19 protein-coding genes and 2 pseudogenes are annotated in these 24506 nt (G+C 41.9%); 14 read left to right on the top strand and 7 right to left on the bottom strand.

Features of this window, described 5'->3' with window-relative positions:
- Positions 1-137 precede the first annotated feature (137 nt).
- Positions 138-1385, bottom strand: a complete 1248-nt coding sequence (locus LKE01_RS04485; RefSeq protein ID WP_056981867.1) for an MFS transporter — start codon at positions 1383-1385, stop codon at positions 138-140.
- Positions 1386-1725: 340 nt separating this feature from the next.
- Between LKE01_RS04485 and pyrF the strand changes: the two genes are divergently transcribed.
- The 6 genes and pseudogenes from pyrF (at position 1726) to LKE01_RS04455 (ending at position 8645) form a co-directional block, all read left to right on the top strand.
- Positions 1726-2445, top strand: coding sequence for an orotidine-5'-phosphate decarboxylase (pyrF, locus tag LKE01_RS04480; protein ID WP_054769454.1), 720 nt, complete (start codon positions 1726-1728; stop codon positions 2443-2445).
- Complete coding sequence (gene pyrE, locus LKE01_RS04475; protein WP_054769455.1) at positions 2435-3082, top strand: orotate phosphoribosyltransferase; 648 nt, start codon at positions 2435-2437, stop codon at positions 3080-3082. The genes pyrF and pyrE overlap by 11 nt, the downstream gene beginning before the upstream one ends.
- Positions 3072-3936, top strand: a pseudogene (locus LKE01_RS04470) (dihydroorotate oxidase). Before pyrE ends, LKE01_RS04470 begins: the two are co-directional and overlap by 11 nt.
- A gap of 105 nt (positions 3937-4041) precedes the next feature.
- Entirely contained in the window at positions 4042-6570 is a 2529-nt protein-coding gene (locus LKE01_RS04465) for an excinuclease ABC subunit UvrA (protein ID WP_056981868.1), read from the top strand.
- A 28-nt stretch (positions 6571-6598) separates the two neighbouring features.
- Positions 6599-8109, top strand: a pseudogene (gene xylB, locus LKE01_RS04460) (xylulokinase).
- Positions 8110-8261: 152 nt separating this feature from the next.
- The gene (locus LKE01_RS04455; RefSeq protein WP_054769459.1) at positions 8262-8645 is read left to right on the top strand and encodes an HsmA family protein; all 384 of its coding nucleotides are present in this window, start codon (positions 8262-8264) and stop codon (positions 8643-8645) included.
- Between the two features lie 58 nt (positions 8646-8703).
- Here the strand turns inward: LKE01_RS04455 and LKE01_RS04450 are convergent, their stop codons facing one another.
- From LKE01_RS04450 to LKE01_RS04440, 3 genes are all read right to left on the bottom strand, one after another.
- Positions 8704-9126 (bottom strand): hypothetical protein, encoded by a 423-nt coding sequence (locus LKE01_RS04450; protein ID WP_056981871.1) that lies wholly within the window; start codon positions 9124-9126, stop codon positions 8704-8706.
- 109 nt (positions 9127-9235) lie between these two features.
- Entirely contained in the window at positions 9236-10636 is a 1401-nt protein-coding gene (locus LKE01_RS04445) for an amino acid permease (protein WP_056981873.1), read from the bottom strand.
- Positions 10637-10839: 203 nt separating this feature from the next.
- Positions 10840-11286 (bottom strand): Lrp/AsnC family transcriptional regulator, encoded by a 447-nt coding sequence (locus LKE01_RS04440; RefSeq protein WP_056981875.1) that lies wholly within the window; start codon positions 11284-11286, stop codon positions 10840-10842.
- A gap of 294 nt (positions 11287-11580) precedes the next feature.
- Here LKE01_RS04440 and LKE01_RS04435 point away from each other — a divergent pair, with 294 nt between their 5' ends.
- The 7 genes from LKE01_RS04435 (at position 11581) to LKE01_RS04405 (ending at position 19604) form a co-directional block, all read left to right on the top strand.
- Positions 11581-12231: a hypothetical protein gene (locus LKE01_RS04435; RefSeq protein ID WP_056981877.1), complete on the top strand. Its 651-nt coding sequence runs from the start codon at positions 11581-11583 to the stop codon at positions 12229-12231.
- 155 nt (positions 12232-12386) lie between these two features.
- Positions 12387-13610, top strand: coding sequence for an MFS transporter (locus LKE01_RS04430; protein ID WP_056981879.1), 1224 nt, complete (start codon positions 12387-12389; stop codon positions 13608-13610).
- A 138-nt stretch (positions 13611-13748) separates the two neighbouring features.
- The gene (locus LKE01_RS12035) at positions 13749-15707 is read left to right on the top strand and encodes a DUF5776 domain-containing protein (protein ID WP_082619725.1); all 1959 of its coding nucleotides are present in this window, start codon (positions 13749-13751) and stop codon (positions 15705-15707) included.
- 162 nt (positions 15708-15869) lie between these two features.
- Positions 15870-17177 carry a hypothetical protein gene (locus LKE01_RS04420; RefSeq protein ID WP_056981881.1) on the top strand — a complete coding sequence of 436 codons (1308 nt, stop codon included), beginning with the start codon at positions 15870-15872 and terminating at the stop codon, positions 17175-17177.
- Positions 17178-17314: 137 nt separating this feature from the next.
- A complete protein-coding gene (locus LKE01_RS04415) occupies positions 17315-18139 on the top strand; it encodes an aldo/keto reductase (RefSeq protein ID WP_056981883.1) in 825 nt (274 codons plus the stop codon).
- A 92-nt stretch (positions 18140-18231) separates the two neighbouring features.
- Positions 18232-18873: an SDR family oxidoreductase gene (locus LKE01_RS04410; protein ID WP_054769464.1), complete on the top strand. Its 642-nt coding sequence runs from the start codon at positions 18232-18234 to the stop codon at positions 18871-18873.
- Between the two features lie 296 nt (positions 18874-19169).
- The gene (locus LKE01_RS04405) at positions 19170-19604 is read left to right on the top strand and encodes a hypothetical protein (protein ID WP_054769465.1); all 435 of its coding nucleotides are present in this window, start codon (positions 19170-19172) and stop codon (positions 19602-19604) included.
- Positions 19605-20438: 834 nt separating this feature from the next.
- Here the strand turns inward: LKE01_RS04405 and LKE01_RS04400 are convergent.
- The 3 genes from LKE01_RS04400 to LKE01_RS04390 all read right to left on the bottom strand — a co-directional run bounded on the left by LKE01_RS04400 (position 20439) and on the right by LKE01_RS04390 (position 22392).
- Positions 20439-21239, bottom strand: coding sequence for a spore germination YkwD domain-containing protein (locus tag LKE01_RS04400; protein ID WP_054769466.1), 801 nt, complete (start codon positions 21237-21239; stop codon positions 20439-20441).
- 169 nt (positions 21240-21408) lie between these two features.
- A complete protein-coding gene (locus tag LKE01_RS04395) occupies positions 21409-21825 on the bottom strand; it encodes a hypothetical protein (protein ID WP_056981885.1) in 417 nt (138 codons plus the stop codon).
- Between the two features lie 153 nt (positions 21826-21978).
- Positions 21979-22392 (bottom strand): hypothetical protein, encoded by a 414-nt coding sequence (locus LKE01_RS04390; RefSeq protein WP_056981887.1) that lies wholly within the window; start codon positions 22390-22392, stop codon positions 21979-21981.
- A gap of 289 nt (positions 22393-22681) precedes the next feature.
- On the opposite strand from LKE01_RS04390, the gene LKE01_RS04385 reads away from it, so the two are divergent.
- A complete protein-coding gene (locus LKE01_RS04385; protein WP_082619726.1) occupies positions 22682-24481 on the top strand; it encodes a DUF5776 domain-containing protein in 1800 nt (599 codons plus the stop codon).
- Positions 24482-24506 lie beyond the last annotated feature (25 nt).

The following is a 24506-nucleotide window of genomic DNA, read 5'->3' as shown; positions in this document are numbered from 1 at the left end:
CTACCCCTGAACAGTGTCTTCCCCACAGGATTCATAAATGTGTCTATACAACCATTATCGGCTACTAAGTCAGAATATTCAAATGAATAAAAAAATCGCCAACTTGGAGTCGACGATTTATTAAGCAGGTTAAGTTATTATGCTTGCTTCAAGCCCAGCTTTTTGAGGCCTGGTAAAGTGATCATTGTGATAAAGCTAATCACATACAGGATTGACAGGAAGCCCATGACAACAGTCAATGAGTAGTTATCCATCAAGATTCCGATAACAACTGATGAGAAACCACCAACTGCCCGGCCAATGTTAACGATCACGTTGTTGGCAGTTGAACGAATCTCAGTTGGGTAAAGGCGGCTGATGACGGCACCGTAACCACCAAACATCCCGTTTGAGAAGAACCCAACGATGGCACCAATGATAAGCAGTGAAATAGTATTGTGAGCCAAAGTAATTGTGAAGACCATGGCTGCTGAAGCAATCAGGAAGATTCCAAATGCTCGGCGTGGTCCGAAGTAGTCAAGGATTGAACCGAAAGTAATCATTCCAAGGCTCATTCCGATGATTGTTGAAATCATCCAAAGTGATGAACCGGAAACGTTTAAGCTAAGTTGCTTTTGAACGATGATTGGCAGCCAGTTCATTAAGCCGAAGTATCCGGCAATTTGAACGGTGGTCATAATCATTAATGCAAAGCTTTGGTAAGCTAATTTGGGTGAACTGAACATGTATTTGAAGACGGCGCTGGTTGTTGATTCTTTCTTTTCTGCTTCAACTTTCTTTGCTTCAACGAATTCCTGAGTTTCGCTCAAGTGTCGACGTACGAAGTAGGTTAAAACAACTGGAACGATTCCAACAAGGAACAGTGCGTGCCAGCCCAGGTGAGGGATGACGATGGCAGCTGTGATGGCTGCTAGGATGGCACCGATTTGACCGCCGATTGCGGCAACCGATGTCATCTTTCCGATTTGATTTTTGTGGAATGATTCGGCAATCATTGAGATGCCGACACCATATTCACCACCGGCACCGATACCGGCTAAGAATCTTAATATGTAAATCAATGTAATGTTATTTGCAAAAGCCATCATTGCGGTTGCAAATGCAAAGATGAAGATTGTGTAGGTGAAGGTCTTTACCCGACAAAATCGGTCACCGATAAGACCAAACATAATCCCGCCAAATAACATTCCCAAGTTCGTGATTGAACCAATCAATCCGGCAGCGCCACCGCTAAGATGAAGTTGGCTGATCATTGAACTCATTGCAAAGGATAAAAATAGCACATCCATATTTTCCAATGCGAATCCAGAACTGGTAGAAGCAATTACCCATTTCTGATTCTTCGTAAAAGTATGGCTGTGCGTAAGTGTATTTGTATTTTCCATGTCCGTTCCTCCAAATGAATGCTCGCTGACATTCTTTATTTTTTGCTGTCAACATTATTACACGGATATGTTGGGAATGCAAGGCGGGCTATTAAAGATTCCCTACTTAAGTATTAGTTTGACAACCGCATATTTAGGCGGGCAAAAATTATCTCCTTGAACTCCTTTACCTAACGTGATAAAGTAATAAACAAATAAAAGAGCTTTAATTTGGTTCAGAGAGGCCAAAAGCGGACGACAAATTAATCAAAGAGTCCGTGATTTTGCAGGGATTAGTGCAGAGATGTGCTGAGTTCTACAGTCTCGGGCTCTTTTTCTGTAATCAACCAGGAGGGTAATTATGCGAGGACCGTTAATTGTATCACTTGATGTTTGGAATCGAGAAGGGCTGTTTAAGATTATTGACCAGTTTCCAACTGATGAAGGAATGACCGTTAAGATCGGCATGGAGCTGTTTTATGGTGAAGGACCTGAAATTGTTCAGGAACTGCTAAACAAAGGTTTCAAAATCTTCTTGGATCTCAAGCTTCAAGATATTCCCAACACCGTTAAAATGGGAATGATGCAGATTGGGCGAATGGGGGTCACTTATACGACTGTCCACGCCCTTGGCGGTTCGGAAATGATTGCCGCAGCCAAGGAAGGCTTGGAACTGGGGAGTGAAGAAGCTGGTGTTCCGACACCCAAGTTACTCGCAGTTACCGAGTTGACCTCAATTACAGAAGACGCTTTGGAAAATGAGCAAAACTGTAAGTTGGATATGGTTGACCAAGTTGTGTCCCTTGCCAAATTAGCAAAGCGATCAGGTGCCGACGGTGTTATCACTTCACCACTTGAAGTGAGTTCATTGAAGGAACAGGTTGGGGATGACTTCCTATATGTAACCCCAGGAATTCGACCAGCCAACTTCCCCAAGGATGACCAGTCACGGACTGCAACTCCTAAGCAGGCTGCCGAGTACGGTAGTTCAGCTTTAGTTGTCGGCCGGCCAATCATCCGAGCTGAAGACCCAGTTGCCGCATATCACAAAATGTTGGAGGAATGGAATTATGCAAACTAATCAAATTATTCAATCATTAATTGATAACCAAATTGTCAGTATCAACCTTGAGAAACCATTTAGATATGCAAGTGGCATTTTATCACCTATCTATACAGACTTCAGATTAACAATTTCCATTCCATCATTAAGAGACATGATTGCTGATGGATTGGCTGAAAACATCAAGAAAAACTATCCGGATGCAACGGTCATTGGCGGAGTTGCCACAGCTGGAATTCCCCATGCCGCATGGGTTGCTGAACGACTTAATCTGCCCCTGATCTATGTTCGGGCAAAGCCAAAGGATCATGGTGCCGGAAAGCAGATTGAAGGTCGGATTTCCAAGGATGACAAAGTTGTTTTGATCGATGATTTGATTTCAACTGGCGGCAGTGTTCTGGGAGCTGTTAAAGCAGTTCGCAATGAAGGCGTTAATGTGATTGGCGTGGCTTCCGTATTTACATACGGCTTGCCGGATGCCGACAAGAACTTCGCCGATGCCGACACCAAGCTGGTTCCATTGCTTAGTTACGCTGATCTGATTGCGCAAGGTCATAAAGAAAACAAGTTCTCAGATGAAGAATATTCACGTTTATCAACTTGGCACAAAGCCCCTTGGGACTGGACAAAACGGGAGGAAGCAAATGCAAAATAATATCTCACTCGCCTCACATATTGGCGACTATCAATTCGATAATTTACTGTTAAATGCGGCTGGAGTTCGTTGTTCAACTACTGACGAACTTAACAAAACATTGGATTCAATGGCCGGTGGCTGTGTTACCAAGAGTGCCACTCCGGAAGAACGGGCCGGAAACGAAAGCCCACGGATGAAGGCATTGCCACTTGGAAGCATTAACTCAATGGGATTACCCAACCACGGAATTGATTATTATTTGAAATTTGCCGAAGAAAGTTCAAGAAAGCTCATTCAACGGCTTGACCGAACTGAATCTCTCATGCCCAAACGTTGCCGGAAAGTCACAAGTCGGTTATGACTTTGACGCTGTCCGGGATGTTTTAACTGCTACTTTCAAGTTCTTTAAGAAGCCGCTTGGCTTGAAGCTGCCACCTTACTTTGATTTCAATCAATTTAATGGTATCGCTGAAGTTCTCAATGATTTCCCGGTTACCTACATTAACGTTATCAACTCAATTGGTAACGGTCTGGTCGTTGATCCGGAAACTGAATCAGTTGTTATCAAGCCTAAGGGCGGTTTTGGCGGTCTTGGTGGTGACTATGTTAAGCCAACTGCATTGGCTAACGTCCGTGCTCTTCGTCAACGTTTGAATCCAGAAATTCCCATCATTGGGACCGGTGGTATCAAGTCTGGAATGGATGTTTTCGAACATGTCCTCTGTGGTGCCAACTTGGTTCAAATTGGAACTGCATTTGGTTATGAAGGAACACCAATCTTCGAACGCATTTCCAAAGAATTAAAAGAAATTATGGATAAAAAAGGTTATAAGACTCTGGATGATTTCAGAGGAAAACTGAAGACAATTTAAGTTTTAATAAGGGTCAAGCCAGAAATGGCTTGACCCTTTTTCATCTCCGTGGTTATTTATCTGCGTTACAATTAAACCAACAACATTCCCGAAAGGAGTCATCATATGCCAGCAGCTAAGTTACCCGATCATATTGAAGTGATTGGTGGAAAAGTGAATAATTTAAAGAATATTAACGTTAATATTCCCTTACATAAATTTGTCGCGATTTCGGGACTTTCAGGTTCCGGGAAGTCTTCTCTTGCGATGGGAATTCTCTATTCAGAAGGTGCCAGACGTTATCTTGACTCATTGGCCACCTACACTCGGCGACGAATCAGTCAAGTTGGCCGGGCTGATGTTGATTCGGTTAAACACATTCCGTCTGCGCTGGCATTACGTCAGCGGCCAACGGTTCCCGGTGCCCGTTCGACTGTCGGGACGATGACTGAAATCTTTAACGTTTTGCGGCTCATGTATTCCCGTCTTGGATCACCTAAGTGTCCAAACGGCCATCAAGTTCCACCAACGATTAAGATTGCCGAAGCGATGGACGTGATGGGTGACCAAATGGGCGTGATTACCTGTCCAACTTGTGGCGTTAAATTTCATGCGTTCAGTGCTGAAGACTTTGCCTTTAATTCGGATGGTGCCTGTCCTAAGTGTGAGGGATTGGGAATTACCAAACAAATTGACCCGGATACCTTGATTGGTGATGAAAGCAAGACGATTCGTGACGGTGCCGTGGCAGCTTGGCGGACACCGGGCCGAAACTTTATGCCAATTGTGGCGCAGGCTGCCGGCGTAAGAATCGATGTTCCTTACAATCAATTAACCGACAAAGAAAAAGACATGGTCCTGCATGGTCAGCAAAAGCACTATGCCATTGATATCCCCAGCAAAAACGGCCGGGTCTTTCATATGGACAACGCTTTGTATGAAAATGCCTATAACGCCATTGAAGATAGCATGAAGACGACTAAAAGTGAGATCGCATTGAAACGGCTGAACCGCTTCTACCGTTTCTTCACCTGCCCAATGTGTCATGGTACCCGAATCAATCCCAGCCGATTAAGTCAGTTAATTGATGGGACGAATATTGCCCAGGCAAGTCACATGCCAATTGGTGAGCTGCCGGCATTTGTTGAGCGAATTAAGAAGTGGCTTCCGGATAACATGCAAAAATTGGCCAACAATTTGACCACTGAATTGTTAAATCAAACTCAGCCATTGCTTGATTTGGGACTGGACTATTTGACGATGGATCGGGCCGGTGCTTCGCTTTCAACCGGCGAACTTCAACGAATTCAGCTTGGCCGGACATTAAGAACCCAGACGACTGGTGTCTTGTATGTTTTGGATGAACCCTCAGTAGGGCTTCATCCGGACAATGTTTCAGGCTTGATTAAAATCTTTCATCAACTGGTTGAACAGGGTAATTCACTGGTCGTTGTTGATCATGAGACGGCTATTATCAATTCTGCTGATTATATTATTGAAATCGGACCAGGTTCCGGTGTCAATGGCGGTCAAGTCATCGACCAGGGGACGCCCGCCCAGATTCGTCAAAGCAGTCATTCATTAATTGGACCGTTTCTGACGGGTAAAGCGCAGTTAATGACCCGTCAGGTTTCCAATGAGGATGTATTTGCCAAAGGGTCCATGACGCTGACGATTAAGCAGCGCTTTAATTTGAATAACGTGACTGCCGACTTTCCAATTAATCGCCTGATTGCGGTTACTGGATTTTCCGGAGCCGGTAAAACGACGCTGGTCTTGGATGGCCTGCTGGATGCCTTTAACGCCAAGTTCCATAACCATTCATTGCCAAGCTATATTGGTCAATTTGAACCGGGGAAAATGAAACACATTGTCAGTGTTGATGCGACACCTGTTGGTAAGAATGCCCGATCAACTCTGGCCACTTATACCAATATTATGGATAATTTACGAAAAAAGTTTGCCCAACTGCCCGATGCCAAAAAGCATCACTATACCCCAAGCTATTTTTCCTATAATAACAAGCAGGGGGCCTGTCCATCATGTGGTGGAACCGGTGAAATCTCACTGGATATTCAATATCTGCCGGATATGGTTGAGACTTGTCCAACGTGTCACGGGAAACGGTTCAACCAGGATATTTTGAAAATTAAATGGCAGGGGATGTCGATTGCCGACGTTCTTGACTATGATGTTGATCATGCAATTAAGCTTTTCAAAGACGATGAATCAATTTTGAAAACCCTTCAGGTTCTCCAGCAAATGGGGCTGGGATACTTACATCTTGGTGAAGCAACGCCAAGTCTTTCAGGTGGTGAAGCTCAACGATTAAAGCTGACATCTCACATGAAGAGCCGCCAAAATGACACACTGTTCATATTTGATGAACCAACAGTCGGCCTGCATCCACTGGACGTGCATGTATTGCTGAAGGTATTTTCACAACTGATCGACCAAGGGGCAACGGTCTTAATGATTACTCATGATTTGGATTTGATGGCCAATGCGGACTACCTGATTGACATGGGTCCCCGCGGTGGAGATCAGGGTGGCCGAATTGTTGCCAAGGGCCGACCGCAGGATTTAATTCAAAATCCTCAAAGCTTAACCACAAAGTACTTGGCTGAACATTTTAAGAAATTTGATTCAAAATAAACTCGATTGTTTTTGAGGAGGAGCTTACATGACTGATTGTGTGTTGGGCATTGACCTGGGAACGAGTTCCGTGAAGGTCACTGCCGTTACCAGAACTGGTAAAATTATTGCTCAAGAGCAAATGGACTTTCCGATCAGCCAGCCCCAACCAGGATATGCTGAGCAGGATCCTGAAGATTGGGTCAGTGCCACAACTGTTTCAATCGTGCGGTTAATCTTACAAACAAGCTCAAGCCGGAACAGATTGTTGGTGTTAGCTATTCCGGTCAGATGCACGGTCTGGTGTTATTGGATAAGCAGCAGCGGGTTATACGGCCAGCGATGCTCTGGAATGACACCAGGTCTTCCAAGCAGCGCCAGGAAATTATGGCCAAGATGGGTCACCGGTTTGTGGAAATTACCCATAATCAACCGCTGGAAGGTTTTACCCTGCCTAAACTATTGTGGGTTAAGGAAAATCAACCAGAAATATTTAAACAGGCTGAAACAATGCTGCTGCCAAAAGATTATTTGCGTTTTCGAATGACAGGCAAGCTGGCGATTGACTATTCGGATGCAACTGGAACTGTTATGTTGGATGTGAATACCCAAACTTGGAGTCAAGAAATCCTTGATGCGTTTGAAATTCCGAGAACCCTGTGTCCGCAACTTGTTCGTTCCGTTGATGAGACGGGTCATATTGATGACTGGTATGCCGGCTACTCTGGTTTATCCACCAATACCCAAACATTTGCCGGTGGCGCTGATAACGCTTGTGGCGCGGTTGGTGCTGGCATCGACAGTCCTAATAAAGTGTTATCCAGTATTGGGACTTCAGGCGTGATTTTAAAGTATGAACCCCAAAAAGAAACCAATTATGATGGGGTTCTCCAATACGAAGATCATGCCATTCCGGATGCGTATTATTCGATGGGAGTCACATTAGCAGCCGGCTATTCACTCAGCTGGTTCAAAAAGACATTTGCTTCTGAGGAGGACTTCACTGAAGTCGTTCAAAGTGCTTCCAAGTCTTCTGTTGGGGCAAATGGGCTTTTGTTTGCGCCATACATTGTTGGGGAACGAGCTCCCTATGCCGATCCTGACATTCGCGGCAGCTTTATCGGCGTCGACAGCAGTCAGAAGCGTCATGATTTTGTCCGGGCAGTGTTGGAAGGCATCACCTTTTCCTTTAAAGATATTCTTGATTTGTACGAAAAGAAGGGCAATCAATTTGATACAGTTGTGTCAATTGGTGGTGGCGCTAAGAGCCCGCTGTGGCAGCAGATTCAAGCCGATGTTTTTAATGTAAGAGTGATCTCTTTGAAAAATGAACAGGGCCCAGGACTGGGTGCTGCCATGATTGCGGCAGTCGGTATGAAATGGTTCAATAATTTCCACGAATGCGCTCAAACCTTCGTTCATTTTAAAGATGTCTTTTTACCGCAGCCGGACAATGTTGCCAAATACCAAAAGCTACACAGGATTTATCAAAAAATTTATCCAAGTACAAAAGAAATTAGTCGCGATTTAGTGAATTTTCGTCGTGAAAACAGGGATTAACAATCTTTATAAGCCATCCGAAAATGGATGGTTTATTTTTTTATCCAAAATTAGTGACACAGTGTCACTGATATGTTATTCTTAATTCATCAAGAAAAGTGACACGATGTCACTAATGAAAAATCATTTTAATAATAATGGAGGAACAAATTATGAACATCAAATTAATTGCGGCAATCATCACTATTTCCCTGGCACTGGTCTTTTATACAATCGGCGTTTTCTCGGAACGAAAGGCCGGTTCTCTCAGACTCAAGCAAATTCTGTTCTTTGGCATGGGATTGGTATTTGATACTACCGGAACAACGATCATGTCTTCGATTGCCAGCTCATCCAGCGCTGCCACGCCTGCTTTACATCTGGTCACCGGCGTTGCGGCAATTGTCCTGATGGCATTTCATTTTCTTTGGGCAGCGTATGTGCTTGGGGTGGGCAGTCAGAAGTCCAAAACCAATTTCCACAAGTTTAGCTTGGTTGTCTGGATGTTTTGGTTAATTTCATATGTGGCCGGCTTGGTTATGGGGATGACCAGCTAAGAACGCACAAAAAAATCCGCTCAATACGAGCGAATTTTTATTATGATGCTATTTAACTTTAATATCTCGTGTAAACGCGGTTTAAACTATGTGAGTGTTGACCGAGTAATTTGAAATAAATCTTGTGATGATTGTAGACTTTGATTTTCATGGCCTTTTTAATCCCACTAGCTGGGGCGTTATCATACATTCGACCAACAATAGTGTAGATTCGGCCGGACTTTGAATACTTGGTTTTGAAAATTGATTCCCGACGAATGCCATGGACATCGTTATAAGTTACATGGTGGCCGCGAATACTTAATGTGCTGTGGCCTTTAAATCGACCGGATCCACTAATATAACTGGACTTCCATTTGCCATGTAATGCAGCTGGTGTCCCATAATGAACTGCTGCTTGAGTAGAGTGGACTAAGAACATCCCGCTAAACAGCAACAACAAACTTGCGATAACCCCAACAAAGATTTTACGTATCTTCACGCTGATTTCCTCCAATAAATAATACAGTTTTTTGGAACAAATTCAGCATAGCACAACACGGTAAAAGCGGATTAAAATTTCAGAAATTTGTTATTTCCAGCTGACTTTGTTAATTGTTGTCAGCATTGGCAAGTGCCATACTGCGTTGATGCAGGTAGGTAACACCACCAAAAACAATGGTCCAAACGATGGCACCGACAGCTCCGATAATGTCTTCAGGGATGAAGAACAATGTGACGAAGATAATAGCGAAGAAGGCGATTGTCAGTGGGCTGGTGAAATTGTACCATAGCATCTTAAAGCCATCCGGCAGAAAGTCACTTGATTCACGATATTTCCGGTGAGCAATCATTGCCAAGGCATACACGATGATGTACATGTCGTTTGATGAACCAGCGACGATGGTAAAGACTGACGCGGTGGCATTGGTTAAGCTCATCAGTGGTGTGATGAGAAGGCACAGAGCGGAAAAGGTGATGGCAGCGGCAGGTACACCATTCTTGGAGATCTTGGCGAAATGGCGATTCATGAAGCTGTCCTTTGGGGTTTCTGTTGCGAGCTGGTAGAAATGGCGACCGGCTGAGAAGATAAAACTGTTTAATGAAGATGAAGCAGATGTCAAAACAACAAAGTTAATAATGGCAGCTGCTGCAGGGAATCCGGCCAGCTTGAATACTTGAACGAATGGGCTGCTGGCAGGAGTCAAATGAGTCCAAGGAATGATTCCCATGATAACGATCAGGGCACCAAAATAGAAGATTAAAATTTTGAGCAGCGTTTCATTAACGGCTTTTTTGATAATTCGATGTGGCGTTTCGGCTTCACCAATGGTGATTGAAACAAATTCGATTCCTTGAAAGGCGAAGAAAACCATTGGAAAGGCTGAAATGAAGCTTAAGCCGCCGTGTGGGAACATGCTGAAGTTCTGGAAAATGTTTTGAACTGAAGCATGGCCAAGTGGGGTTACTGAATGACTGAACATCATAAAGACACCGGTCGCAATCAATGCCAGAATGGCAACGATTTTGATGAGGGCGAACCAGAATTCGGCTTCACCAAAGACCTTTGCGGCAATTAAGTTGACACATGCCAAAGTTCCCAAGAAGACTAATTGGATAATCCACGATGGAATGTTTGGAAACCAAAATTGAACGTATGTAGAGATGGCAGTGATTTCAGCCATCGCACAAAACGATAGGCCCAACCAGTAAGTCCAGCCGGTAAAGTGACCGACTGTCGGTCCAAGATAACGGGTGATGAAGAAAACAAAGGTGTGTTGTGATGGATCGGAATAAAGCATTTCACCAATTGCCCGCATCATTAAGAAGAAAAAGATACCTAAAACTAAATAAACTAATAATATTGATGGACCGGTTTTACTAATGGTTGTTCCTGAACCTAAGAACAGCCCAGTTCCAATCGTGCCTCCGATTGCGATCATTTGGACGTTGCGATTGCTTAATGAGCGCATCGTGCCGTCGGCATTTTCGGTTACTTCATTTTTTTGCATTAAAAATCTTCCTCTCTGTAAAATGGTTAACTCAATTAGAGGCCTCTAATTAATTTGCCATTATACTAACACCACCGTGTGCGATTTCGATGGTTTTGGGAGGAAGTTTTCACATCATTTTGTGATTTTGATTATTTTTTCATGAAAATAAGGCAGAAGTACCAATTTGCCTATGAAAATAAAAAACTTTTTTCAAGTTGTTCTTACTTGTCATCTTCAGGTAACTTGAGTGGCCGGGGCCCGATATTCGTTGTAAAAGTAACGTTTGTATGACTGTAACCAAAGTCTTTCAGAGAAGCATTGAATTCATTCAGTTCAGTCATAGTCTTATAGAAGACCTTTAACTGAACCGATGCATCCCCAGTAATATAGTTACATTCCACCACGTTGGGAATCTTCGAAATGAATTCGACGAACTTGGGCATTTCAACATAGCTGACATCGATTCGAACAAATGCTTTGATGAGATAGCCCAGCTTTTCATAGTTCACGTTGGCAGTGTAGCCATTAATGAAACCGTGACTTTCAAGATTCTGCAAACGGACGGACGCCGAGGGAGCTGAAATGAAACATTTTTCAGCGATGCTTTTGACAGAAGCCCGGCCGTCTTCTTGAATGATGTTTAAAATTTTGCGATCTAATTTGTCCATTCGAATTCTCCTTAAAATATTTTGCGTACATTATACCATTCAGGACAATACCAGCTGCTGTGGAAGTATTCACGAATTTAAATTAACAGTTGAGTGGGTGCATGCAATCACGTACAATAGTTACTGTTCTGCTTAGAATCAGTTTATACATATGCTGGTGAAATTTACACAAATACAATAAACAGCTTCAATGACCCCCACAAGTATTTGGTAAAGAGTAATTATGTAGACTGACGTTATTAACGTGATAGATGTTCTGAGGGGACATATATTTTATTGTTGGAGGATCATTGAATGAAGAGAATTATTAGTTGGATAAAATCTGGAAGCCCAAAAGAAATTAAAATTGGTGTGACGGTTCTGATTGTTGCCGTAATGGCTTTTGGAATCGCGGGAATTACCGAGGTAGTTAATCGGCATGAATATGCATCTGAACCACAGGTTGTAGATAATTCAATGTCTGATTCTGAGGACATGTCTAATGAGGATGATGAATCTGAAGAAAGCACCGATGAAGATGACGAGGATTCTTATCAAGATACGCTTAACGAGTTTCAACCTTTGGCATATGAAATTGCTGATGAGTTGGAGACAATGAATAACAAGACGACAAAAGTCTGGAATTCCGCTATTTATGATGATTATGTGACTGTAAATGGCGCAACATATACTGATTTCAACAAGGCGTTAGAAGCTTTATTCGAACAATGGACTGAATCTGGTAGATTGACAAAACTGCAAGACAAAAAAGAAAAGCTCGACAATTTATTTGACGATTTGGCGCAAAATGCTTCTGACTATTCCTCAGATTTTGAAAATCGAAAGCAATTATATGATGATATTAAATCTTATTATCAGTTAGTTACCGACCCCAATGGGAACTATCAGACGTACATGGATAACACAACGGAAGCCAATAATAAAGTTGGTACTGATTTCCAATAATGACCGCATAAATGATTAATTAAAGCCGCCGGAAATTCGCATATGATTTCTGGCGGCTTTGTTTGTCCGCTAATTGATAATTGCCATATACAACATGAATAGCTATAATGAATTTTGTATCTAAAATTCGAATTTAGTAAGGGTCTTGAAAAATCATGACAAAATCTGTAACACCGCAATGGAGGAAAAACTTGTGGGCACTTTGGTTCGGTAACTTTGCCACGGGTGCCGGAGCGAGTATGTCAATGCCGTTTCTTCCATTGTTTATCAGTACAATGGGGCACTTCCCCAAGTGGGAATTAACGCTGTATGCCGGACTGGCATTCTCAGGAGTCTTTTTAAGTCAGGCCATCGTTTCGCCTTTGTGGGGGAACTTGGCTGATAAGACTGGAAGAAAGCCGATGCTGTTGCGGGCGGCTATCGGGATGACGATTAGTGCGACGCTAACCGGCTTGTCGCCTAATGTGTGGTTCCTGATCATTATCCGGTTTATCCAGGGAACCTTCTCTGGTTACATTAATAATGCATACGCACTGATTGCCAGTGAGGTACCCACCCAAGATAGCGGGAAGACAATGGGTACTTTGACGACTGGAAATGTCGGTGGTCAGCTGGTTGGTCCAATTATCGGTGGGTATCTGTCGGGAATCTTTGGTTATCGACTGCTATTTTACATGTTTGGATTCATGATGTTCTTGGCATCAATGTCGACACTGTTCTTCGTTAAAGAAGACTTCACACCCGTTAAGAAGGGTGCCAAGACAGGATTAAGAGATGCCTTTAAGGGGATCCAGCATAAACGGGTTGTCTGGGCAATGATCATTTCTTCAATGCTCATCATGGCCGCTACGACTTCAATTAACCCAATCATCAGTTTGTTTGTTAAAGAGTTGATGCACGATCATGGGAACGTTGCCTTTACAAGTGGTGTGATTGCGGCACTGCCTGGTATTGCGACAATATTGGTTGCCCCTTCGCTTGGAAGGCTGGGGGATCATATTGGCCCAGAGAAAATTTTACTTGTTGGTCTGATTTTCTCCGTAGTCGTGTACTTCCCAATGTTCTTCGTTACCACCGTTTTAATGTTGGGAATTCTTCGATTCATGATTGGCCTTGCCAATGCGGCACTTCTGCCAATCACTCAAACCGTTATGACCTTGGAAGCTCCGTCGAGATCAGTCAGCCGGATCTTCAGTTATAATCAGTCGTTCCAAGCGATGGGTGCCGTGATTGGACCAATGTTGGCATCCGGGGTCGCCGGAATTTTGGATTATCGTTATGTATTTCTGATGACCGCCATCCTGGTTTTGATTAACATTGGGGTTGTCATTGTGGCTTACAAAAAAGACCACGTTGAAGTCGTCAATCATTCAAAATAAATGTTTGTTTAAGCATTCCTGGGTGGGATGCTTTTTTATTTTATTTGGACATAAATTTAGCGTTTGCTGAGTGCCCACTGGTATAATTAAGAGGTAAATAAAACAGAATTAAAATGGTTATATTGAGGGGGTATGATGATGTCAAAAAGTATTCGCAAACGGATCAAATATCTGTTGTTAATGATGGCATTTGGAATCATAGGTCTATTTACTTTTACTGGGGGTGTACACGCAGCTTCGATTCTTTATAACGGTGGTACCAGATACACTACGCCAGCTAAGTACCAGAATGGTTTGGAACACGCAGTGTATATTTCTGTTGGAGGAGAGAATTCAAACTTCAGCGGCTCCCCCGTAGGTACAATTATTAGCAATGATGCTTGGCCGTTAAGAAACAATCCATATTTTTATGAACATTTATATCTGAAAAATAGTAATCCTTCTGGTGGAGCAGATATATCGGTTGCACAGTTTTTGAGATTTCCCAAGGACTTAACCAGTGGCTCTGCACCATTTCTCCCAGTTGGTGATCCTGCGCAATCTGCTGTGATTACGGGAGCAAATTCTCCAAGTCAATTCAATATTACGACGCCATATGGTAATAGTAATATTGTCATTAATGGTACCTTGAAGCCTCAACAGTCGATTGACGTTTCAGTTCCAATGGAATACGTCAAAGGCGAAGACGCACAGTTTAATGAAAATTATCCGGTTCGAGAAAATAACTGGCAATTTGATGGGACAACGCTCAATTTTCAGATAGGAATGCCGATAGATGTCACAACGTATCCCGACTTTATGAAGGGACAGTATCTTGTCACCTATAAAGATAAAGATGGCTATTACCAACAAGCTACGGACGTTCAATCATTGATGCCTGAATTCAATTTCAGCAATGATATTGAAACTGATAACTTTTATCGCGGATTAGGCACAAGTGATGGCTCAACATTGTTTGTGAATAAGGAATACCGAGTGGTTGGCGATAAGATGAACGCTAACAATGGACAAAAATTCTGGGATATGTTGCAGACAAAAGACTATGCACCTGTCTGGCGTTACAATAATCTGTTAACCTATGAAACATTCACTGCACGTTTGGGCGGTGGAATAAGCGACATTTCAAATCCTGATTATTTCAAATATGCACGTAAAATTATGGCTAATAATGGAATTGGCGGTATTAATTGGCAGGTCGTTAAGGTTTTAGTTGCTGATAATGCGACGGTTAATCAAGGTGCAAAATGGAATCCACTAGATCATGTAACCCTCTATGATCCTAAACAGGAAGATAATTCTGATACATCCAAAATTCCGGTTACTAAAGATAATGTGAAAGTAACGTCTAATAATGGCCGGATCAATGCTGATGGTACTTTGAATACCAGTACACCCGGAGTTTATAATGTGACATACACTTATGAAGCAGTTTACTCAGATTCTGTAAAGCGGACGATTAGTAAGACGATTCAGGTCACTGTTCCAGGAAGAAGCAATAATGGCGGTAAGACTGTAAATCCGACGACAAATCCAACACCTACACCAACGCCAAGCAACCCTAACTGGAATCCAACGACTCCAACCAATGGGAATGGCAGCACAGGTTTACCAAACTACGCTGCAGTTAAAGGTTCAGCGGTATACGCAACCAAGAAGCTTTATATGTACAAGCATGCGACCTTTAGGAAGTCACAGCGAATTGCCACATATCCCAAAGCAGCTAGAACAAACCGGCCAATGTTTGTCATCATTGGGTATGATCGTTCAAACGGTGGGGCTTTGAGATATAAAGTTCGGGATGTTAACCACCATCAGAAGACTGCCGGCAAAGTTGGCTATATCACTGCCAACCGGAAATATGTCGTCAATGTTTACTACAAATCAATTCCAAAGAATAAGACAATTACCGTTATTTCCAAGAAGGGTGTCCACACTTACAAGAATAAGAATTTGACTGGTAAAACCAAGTCATACAAGAAGGGCACTCATTTGAAAGTTAAGAAGTTGGTTGGTCATAATCTGACAAGCCGTTATCAATTATCAAATGGCTACTATGTCACCGCCAACAAGAAATTGGTCATTCAAGGTAAATATTAATTTCAATAAAAGCTGGAGTTCACTCCGGCTTTTTTGTGTCTTCCGCGTTACAACCTCAAGTCGATTTGATTAATTCAGTCAAGAAATGTACCATATTAAATTTCAAAATGGTAACATTTAATTAATATGTTGTTCGAAGAAAGAATATGGGGAGTGAATTTCATGATTTTGAACTTAAAGAAATCATTTTATTTTGGACTGGCTGCGGCATCAATGTTTGCCGCAAGTGGCCTTTTGACCAGCAATGCCAGTGCCAAATCATACGCTAAAATAACGTCTAATGAAGTCATGCAGACGGCACCACAAAACCGCAACGTTACCACAAACGGAACCAACGCCCTGTACACAAAGGCTGGGACCCTTCGTGGCGCTCGAATTATTGCTTCAAAATATACTTTGCAGCGATATGGTTCATCAAAGGACTCAAGCCAATATTTCCGGGCTTACCGAGTTGCAACCACCAACCGTGGCGCAGTTTACTACAAGGTGGTTTCTTTTAACGGTGTTTATCGGGGCTGGATTTATGGCGGCCGAACGACCGGAACCTTTGGCGGGGGCTTGAACCTTGCCAACACAATGGGCAATTCCGATCTGCCACTGCAAAAGACCGGCTATACGCTGAGCAACCCTAAGAAATACACTTTATGGGTTGATCCCAAATGGTCCCAATATAAAGCCAAAAAAGTTGATATGAGTACTTACAATCCAGGTGACACGTTTACGATTACGGACGCTGCCGTCAAGACTCGGGAACAGTATTTGTATTATAAAGTGACCGACGATAAGAATTCCGCAATTGTCGGCTGGGTTTATTCCGGGGGTGTCAGTGCACCGGATTCTCAACAGGCTACCAAAGATAATAGTGTCAAAATCAACTATGTTAATTCTGCCGGTCAATCTGTCGGTGCTTATACCTGGATTATCCAGAAAACTGATTTAAAGGCCGGTGCCAGCTTAAGCAACGGTGCCAAATTAGGTGACATTCTTCAAAACGCTACTCAGTTAACTGACATTGCTACCAAGAACGTCCCAACCGGTTATAAGATTAGCGGTACCCAAAGTCCTACTAATCAACCGGCAAATGTGACAATCGGAACTGACGACTATCTGATTTACGTTGATCCGATAAAGCCTAATTTTTTGTCGCCAGTTGCATATTACCTGACGAATACCGGCCAGCAGATTAGTCCATCGCAGTTGAAAGGTAATACCTATCCAATCTTAACCGATGCCCAGATGACAATCTTCTCAAGTCAAACGCAAGGAGCCGTTCCGGCAAAGGTCTTTGAAAACGCACTTTTCTCAGATCCCAACAAGTTGTCGTCATTGACCGGGGTAACGGTCACCAACGCTGATGGTTCATTAACAACACCGATTTATTATTTCAACAAACAAGCAACAATTTCCGCCAACACAAATGCCAAGTATGGTGATACATTAAAGCTGTACTATACATTGCCGCAGCGATAAAAGTGATGACGTTCAAATTCATTTCCGAATTTGAACGTCATTTTTTCACATCTTTAATTTAAAGGTGTTTTGCTTACCTTTTTGTGACAACTAGCTCATAATATAATTACTCGCAAAATTAAAAGGAGGCATTTTAAATGTCGATTTTAACTGATACCTATGAATTAAATAATGGTATTCAAATTCCCAAAGTGGGCTTTGGTACCTGGCAGATTCCAGGCGGCCAAGACACCTATGACGCTGTCAGCATGGCACTCAAAGCTGGCTACCGTCACATTGATACCGCAAAAGCATATCGAAATGAAAAGAGTGTTGGCGAAGCAATTCTTGATTCTGACGTGGATCGGGAAAACGTCTTCGTGACATCAAAATTACCAGCCGCAACCAAGTCCTATGATGGGGCGATTGCGGATTTTCGTTCCACAATGAAGGCCTTGAACCTCTCATACTTGGACTTGTACCTGATTCACGCACCATGGCCATGGGGTGAGCGTGGCTCAACCAACTATGACGCAGCTAACGTGGAAGTTTGGAAAGCCATGCAGGACATCTATGCCAGTGGCCAGGTTAAAGCAATTGGGGTTTCCAACTTTAATGTCCATGATCTTCAAAATATTTTGGATCATGCGGATGTCAAACCGATGGTCGACCAGATTCGTTACTTTGTCGGTTATACGGAACCACAAATTACGCAGTTTGCCAAGGATAACGGGATGCTGGTCGAAGCCTATTCACCATTGGCAACTGGCGGCATCCTTGAAAATGTTGATATTAAAAAGATTGCCGACAAATACGGTGTCAGCGTTGCTCAACTGGCAATTAAGTTTGTCCTTCAAAATGGCGTACTGCCATTACCAAAGGCAACCCATCAAGCTCATATTAAAAATAACACGCAGTTGGGCTTTGAAATTAGTCCGGATGATATGGCCATTTTAAATGGTTTAACTGCCACTGATATGTAACAAATTGACGGATCGCAAGCTTTTGCGGCCCGTTTTTTGCTGTAATTTGGTACAGTAGAAACAGATACTGTTTGAAAAGAGGAACGTCATTTATGACAAATGTATTGATTTTAGGTGCGAATGGGCAAATTGCAAAGTTGGTCGAAAAGCAATTGCTGGATGAGACCGATGACCATTTGACGCTATTTTTGAGAAACGCGGGTCGTTTGAAAGTAACCGATCCTAAACGAGAGACCGTTGTTGAGGGGGATGCCACTAATAAACAGGCAATCATTAAAGCTCTTGACGGAATCGACATTGTTTATGCTAATTTGAGTGGCAAAAACATTGAAGATGAAGCTAAAACCGTTGTTGGCGCAATTGATCGGACCACCTTACAACGCTTGATCTGGATCTCAACCTTGGGAATTTACGATGAAGTTCCGGGCGAGTTTGGTAAATGGAATCACCAACAACTTGATGGTGGTTATCTGCAGACCTATGCTGCAGCAGCCAAGGTGATTGAAGGGTCCGACCTGGATTACACGATTATTCGGCCGGCTTGGTTATCCAATAAGGACATTGTCAGTTACGAAACGACTCAGAAGGGTGAACCCTTTAAAGGAACCGAAGTTTCACGAAAGAGTATTGCCGATTTTGTCGTTAAAATTATTAATGATCCAAGTAAAGAGATTCGCCATTCAGTTGGTGTCAATCAACCGAATACGGATGGTGACAAGCCTTCTTGGTATTAAATTAAGTTAGCTGCATCTTAGTGATCGTGGCCCACAAAGCATTAAGAATGCTGGATTCAAGCGGAAACGCTGGTCCAGCATTTTTTTGTCTAATTTTTGCGATTATCTAAAATGATTTGCGTTTTAATTAAGGAATTTCGTTCATTGTCGATTTTAAGTTTGGATTAAGCCCCCAACGATAATCTGTAACCATTCAATAACGAAGGGAGCGATGCCAATGAACAATCACCCGCATCACTAATTTCACTATTTAAGTATCAAATCAACATATTCTTAACCAAGAAGGGATTGATAGATTGGACATAAAGAAAATCGGTTATATGGCCGGCGCGGTTATGACAATCTTTGGAACAACATTTTTACCAACGATAGTCGCTGACGCGTCTGCGGTTCGAACTGAAACCATGAGAAAAGTAGCACTTTCAGATCAAAGTCCATTCGAGTATCGGCAGACTAAATCCACAAGTCAGGCCGTCAAATTTAAGGAAAAAGTTGAAGCTCTCCAAAATAACACCGTTTTGAAATATCACGTGACAGAAATTGAAGCCCGCGGTGACGAGAGCAATCAACCATTTAAAATTAGGATCTATAAAAACGGTAGTGTCTACAAAACCATTGATGTTGATTCAGGAACCGCCAGTGGTTCTATGAACGTCAATCAAGGCACTTACACAATTGAAGTTATTGGAAGTTACCCCGGCAATTACCAAGGAGGCCTGACAGTTGAATGATAAAATTGAAATTTATTTTTCCATTTAAGCTTCGTTTAAGATGGATGCGATAATCTGTAGACAATCAAATAAGAAAGGAGGCGAGCGGAACACAACTCAAACAACTGCACCAAACTCCTAATATGATTTCCCAATCAGCTCCACGACAAATGACGATGCGAAAGGAAGGATCACTTGCACAAACTAATGAAGACTCAGTTAAAAACCAAGTATCACTATGAGCGTCACAGTTCCAACCGGCATACGAGGTTTGTTGTTTGGAGCTGCTATTAAAACCGAAAGTATCACAACGAGTTAATTTAAGACCGTGCGCTGAAACTCACGAAGATATTGAAAGGACTGATGCGATGGAGAATCCCTGGTATCACTCATATCTCACAAAAATATAATATTCACCCCTCAAATAATTACTAAGAATTACCCAACAAAATAAAATTCTTAACTTCATGAAATACCCCTCAATATGAAATATAAAATTTCCCTTGGAAAGTCCTGTATGCGAGCAGGACTTTTCTTTTTGTTCTTAATGATCTAAATTTTGAATTTTAAGGTCCATTTAAGCTAAATGAAGTATTCTTAAATCAATCGAAAATGAAGGCACAAAGCATTTGGCTCTGTGTTGGATTAAGAGATTACCCCAACAAGAATTACTAAGAAACCCCAACAATTTCTTAGCTTCATGAAATACCCCTCAATATGAATTTCCCTGAAAAAGGTCCTGTATGCGAGCAGGGCCTTTTTTGTGCGTTCTGAATTATTTAGTAGGGATGATTTTTTTGTAAAACAAAAAAAGTTCGAACAAAACTGATTGTTTTGCTCGAACCTCCTTCATTCTTACATTTTAGTATTTGGATTGTTGGCCATTTCAAATAATTGAGCCATCTTTGCTGATCCATCATCGTGGAAGCTGAAAGCAACTTCGCTATAAGTTGCCCAGTTGTTTAATTCGGTGTCACGGTGAAGCGCATCACAGGTTAATAACTCATGACTGGCAGTTTTAGCGGTCTTTTTATATGAAACATAACCGTTGGAATTGTATGTCAAAATTGCACCCTGGCCGGAATTGTAAGTGGTGATACCGGTTGGTAGGAAGTACGCTGGCAAAACTGCCATGCATTCAGCGTAACCACTATTGTTGGAATTGTATGATTGGCCGTTTGGTCGAACATGGCTCAACTTTTGCCATAATTCTTTTGAACGGACAACGGTTTTAGCTTTAAGAGATGCATTGTGTTTGAACGCCTTGAGTCCCTTTGTCTTTCGATAAGCATTAATTTGCTTGAGATATTGTTTATCGACTTTCTTGGCAAGCGTTGACTCTTTTATGTACGTCACGTTGAGTGAGGTTGGCATGTTGCTGGCAGAGTAAGTTTGAGGAACCTTGTGTGGCAGGTAACCCGGGATCTTTTTGATATATCCGGCTCCGCTGGTTGGATAACTTGCTTTTGGATTGTAATAATAACTTGATTTTGTTGATTTGGTTGTATAAGTAATTGGTGCTCTTAATACTTTTCCGGTTGTTGATACATAGTTAACCGTGGTTGTTTTGGCTTGGGCATTGATCCCGAAGGCGGATGCGCCAATCAGGCCAAGCGACAAGCTGAGAATTGTTAATAATTTACTTGTTGATTTCATTGATATCCCCCCAATATGGACATGAAATTCTTAAGATTTTCTTAAGCTACATTTTCATTGTAGCAAAGAATTAGGGAGACGTTTAGAAATAAATCTGAATTTTGAAATTAAATTGGATTTTTGGAAATAAAAAAGTCACTGGCAAAGATGTCAGTGACCGAAATAATTGTTATTTACCACGGTACCAAAGTTGTTGCGAACCAGTTTTATTGAAGAAGCCTGTATGCTCGATCAAAACTTTCTTGCCCTTGTAATGGCTGGCTTTGAATGCAGAATAAGCATCGGAATTCTTCAATCCGATATCGTAGAAGCCTTTCTTGGTGCGGTTGACATAAAGCTGCTTTGGATTGACATAACGCTTATTAACAACTTTGTGGAGTTTCTTGCTGTAACGCCAAGTGGTCATTGATTGCTTCTTTAAGATCATCACATAACGTGACTTAGTTGTTGTTCGATGCCAAGCACCCCGGACACTTGTTGGCGTAGTGGCATTCTTGGCGATTGCCGGTTGTTGTCCGGCAAATCCAGCAACCAATGTAAGTGAAAATGCTGAAGCTGCGAATAAAAATAATTGCTTAAGTTTCATAATATTAGCCCCCTTACGCCACAAATATAGCATGAAAGACTGCAATTGTTGCCTAATATGCTTGGTTATTGATTTGCGTAATGCTATAGGGTTGATAGAGCACTCATTGGAACCGTCAGAAAAAGCCACCGGAATGTCCAGTGGCTTAAATCACTATTTTCCACGATACCAAATCTGGTGGCGATGACCATAATTAAAATAGCCAAGGTGTTCATATAGAACCTTCTTACCATGGTAGTGCATTGGCTTGAAGTCTGAAACCGCGTCACTTTCGGCAATTCCAATTTCATAATAGCCTTTGCCAATGTAATGGCTGTACAAGTGACTGCCGGTAACCGTGCTGTGGTTGACTGTGCGATGGAGCTTTTTACTGTATCGGTAACCAGACATTGAATGTTTGGTAATCTTCATGACATAACGTGATTTGCTGGTTGTTGAATGCCATGTGCCGCGGAGAGCGACTGGTGTGGTACCATTCTTGGCCATGGCAGGTTGTGATGCGATCCCTAAAAATAGGGTAACGGACAAGGCTGCCAGGATTGTCCAGAGTAATTTTCTTGCTTTCATGCTGGGACTCCTTTGTATGTATGAATTTTTCTATTACTATTCATTTATATTCTATGATTCATTGAATGTGGGCGCAAGGAGAAATTGAAGCTAATGGATTAATTTGGTTGTTTTTCTCATGTATTAATTATATTGACAAAATGCATTGTCAACTGGATGAAAAAATAATCTAACGATTAAATAAATGATAATCATGTTGTTTAATTTGTTGTGCTAAAATTAACTTGTATCGATATTCACTCACCAAATTGAAATGAATAACGACATGGCTAATAGGGGGGGACTTTTTATGATAAATAAGGTACAGAGTGTAGTTACAGGCTCACTGCGGTTAATCGTTGTTGTGGCAACGTTTGTTTTAGTTGGCATTTTATCTGGGCAAACCGCAAGTGTTTCTGCGGACACACCACAATTGCAAGGATCTATTTCATTTACTGCGACTAATAAGCAAGGTAATAAACAAACCATTGGGGAAAGTAAAGCTTCTGACGGTGCTACATATGCTAATCCTGCACAAGTCTATTACAATACTCAAAAATACTCAGACTTGATTGAGAACTATACCTTGACTAATAACACTGGTGTAACAGCAAATGTCGAAAGTATTCTGAATCTACCTCAGATAACTAATACTGTTCCACCAACTGATCCTAAGTATGATCCACTAACATTAATTTACGATTCCAGCAGACAATCAGATCTGCAAATCAACGTTCCAAGTACGTTTGACAAGGGATATAGTTATGCAAACAGTCACTACACTAAGACTTTTAGCAATACATCGCCATTGTTGGCTTTATACGCTGGAAAGCTTAGTAATGCAGGTATAACATCTTGGCAATTTCTAACTAGTGGCAATTCAATTCAGATGCAAGTGCCACTGATACCTAATCCCAATTATGATTACAGTAATCCCAAGTCTGGTTACACCAGGGATACTGTTCCTATTAATGGAAATAACGTGGCTTACAATACTCATTTAAATGTTCGGATCACAGCATTTAAGAGCATTATTTTAAATCAAGAATCACTTTCTGCAGCTACTTATAATGATTTGCTAAATGCTGCTAAGAGCAATATTAAAAAGTTATTTAAGGATAATGCAACTGAAGAAGCCGATCACAGTAAAGCCACTATCGTTGTTGAGCCAACTAATACACCAGGTAGTTGGGATGTCACATATACTTATGATGGTGTCACAATCAAGATTCCTGGAACAACAACGGAACTGTCTTCTATGTCCACTAAAGATTTTAGTGTTAGTTATGGTAGCAATTGGAATTCACAAAAGTTCAATGGTATTACCATATTGAAAGATGCAAATGGTAATGGAGTAACACCTTCAAATACTAATGTGACAACAACTATTAAAAATTCTGATGGTAATACTGTTAATGCTGTAAATACTTCAGATGCTGGTGCCGTTTATTACATCTCATATACGTATAAAGGTATTACTCAGACTGTCAAAGTTACCGTCGGTCAACGCGGTGTCACACCGAATACGCCAACGAGTCCAACGACACCCGTTACCCCAACCAACCCAACCAACCCGAACTGGAACCCATCCAAGCCGAATGGTTTGAACGGAACCGGTTTACCAAACTACGCTGCCACTAAAGGCTCCGCAGTATACTCAACCAAGGGTATTTACATGTACAAGAATGCTAACTTCAAGAAGTCTCAACGAATGGCCTATTATCCTATCAGCAAGCGGGTTAACCGCCACATGTTCGTTGTCTTAGGTTATGCCCGTTCCAACGGTGGTGCATTGCGTTACAAAGTGCGGGATGTTAACCATGGAACCAAGACAGATGGTAAGATCGGCTACATTACAGCTAACAAGAAGTATGTTGAAAGCGTCTATTACAAGACTTTGCCAAAGAATCGCAAGATTACGGTTATCTCCAAGCGAGGGATTCATTCATATAAACACGTCAACCTCACTGGCAGAACCGGAACTTACAAGACTGGCAAGCACTTAAGAGTTAAGAAGATTGTTAAGCACAATTTAACCACTCGTTATCAACTGACCAACGGTGATTACATTACTGCCAACAAGAAATTAGTGATTAAAGGTAATTATTAATCCAAAATTAAAGAGCGCTCCAACA

The sequence above is a fragment of the Lentilactobacillus kefiri genome, assembly GCF_007989105.1.
Lineage (GTDB): Bacteria > Bacillota > Bacilli > Lactobacillales > Lactobacillaceae > Lentilactobacillus > Lentilactobacillus kefiri.
Note: the sequence above shows the minus strand (reverse complement) of the source record. Positions and strands in the feature narration are given on the sequence as shown.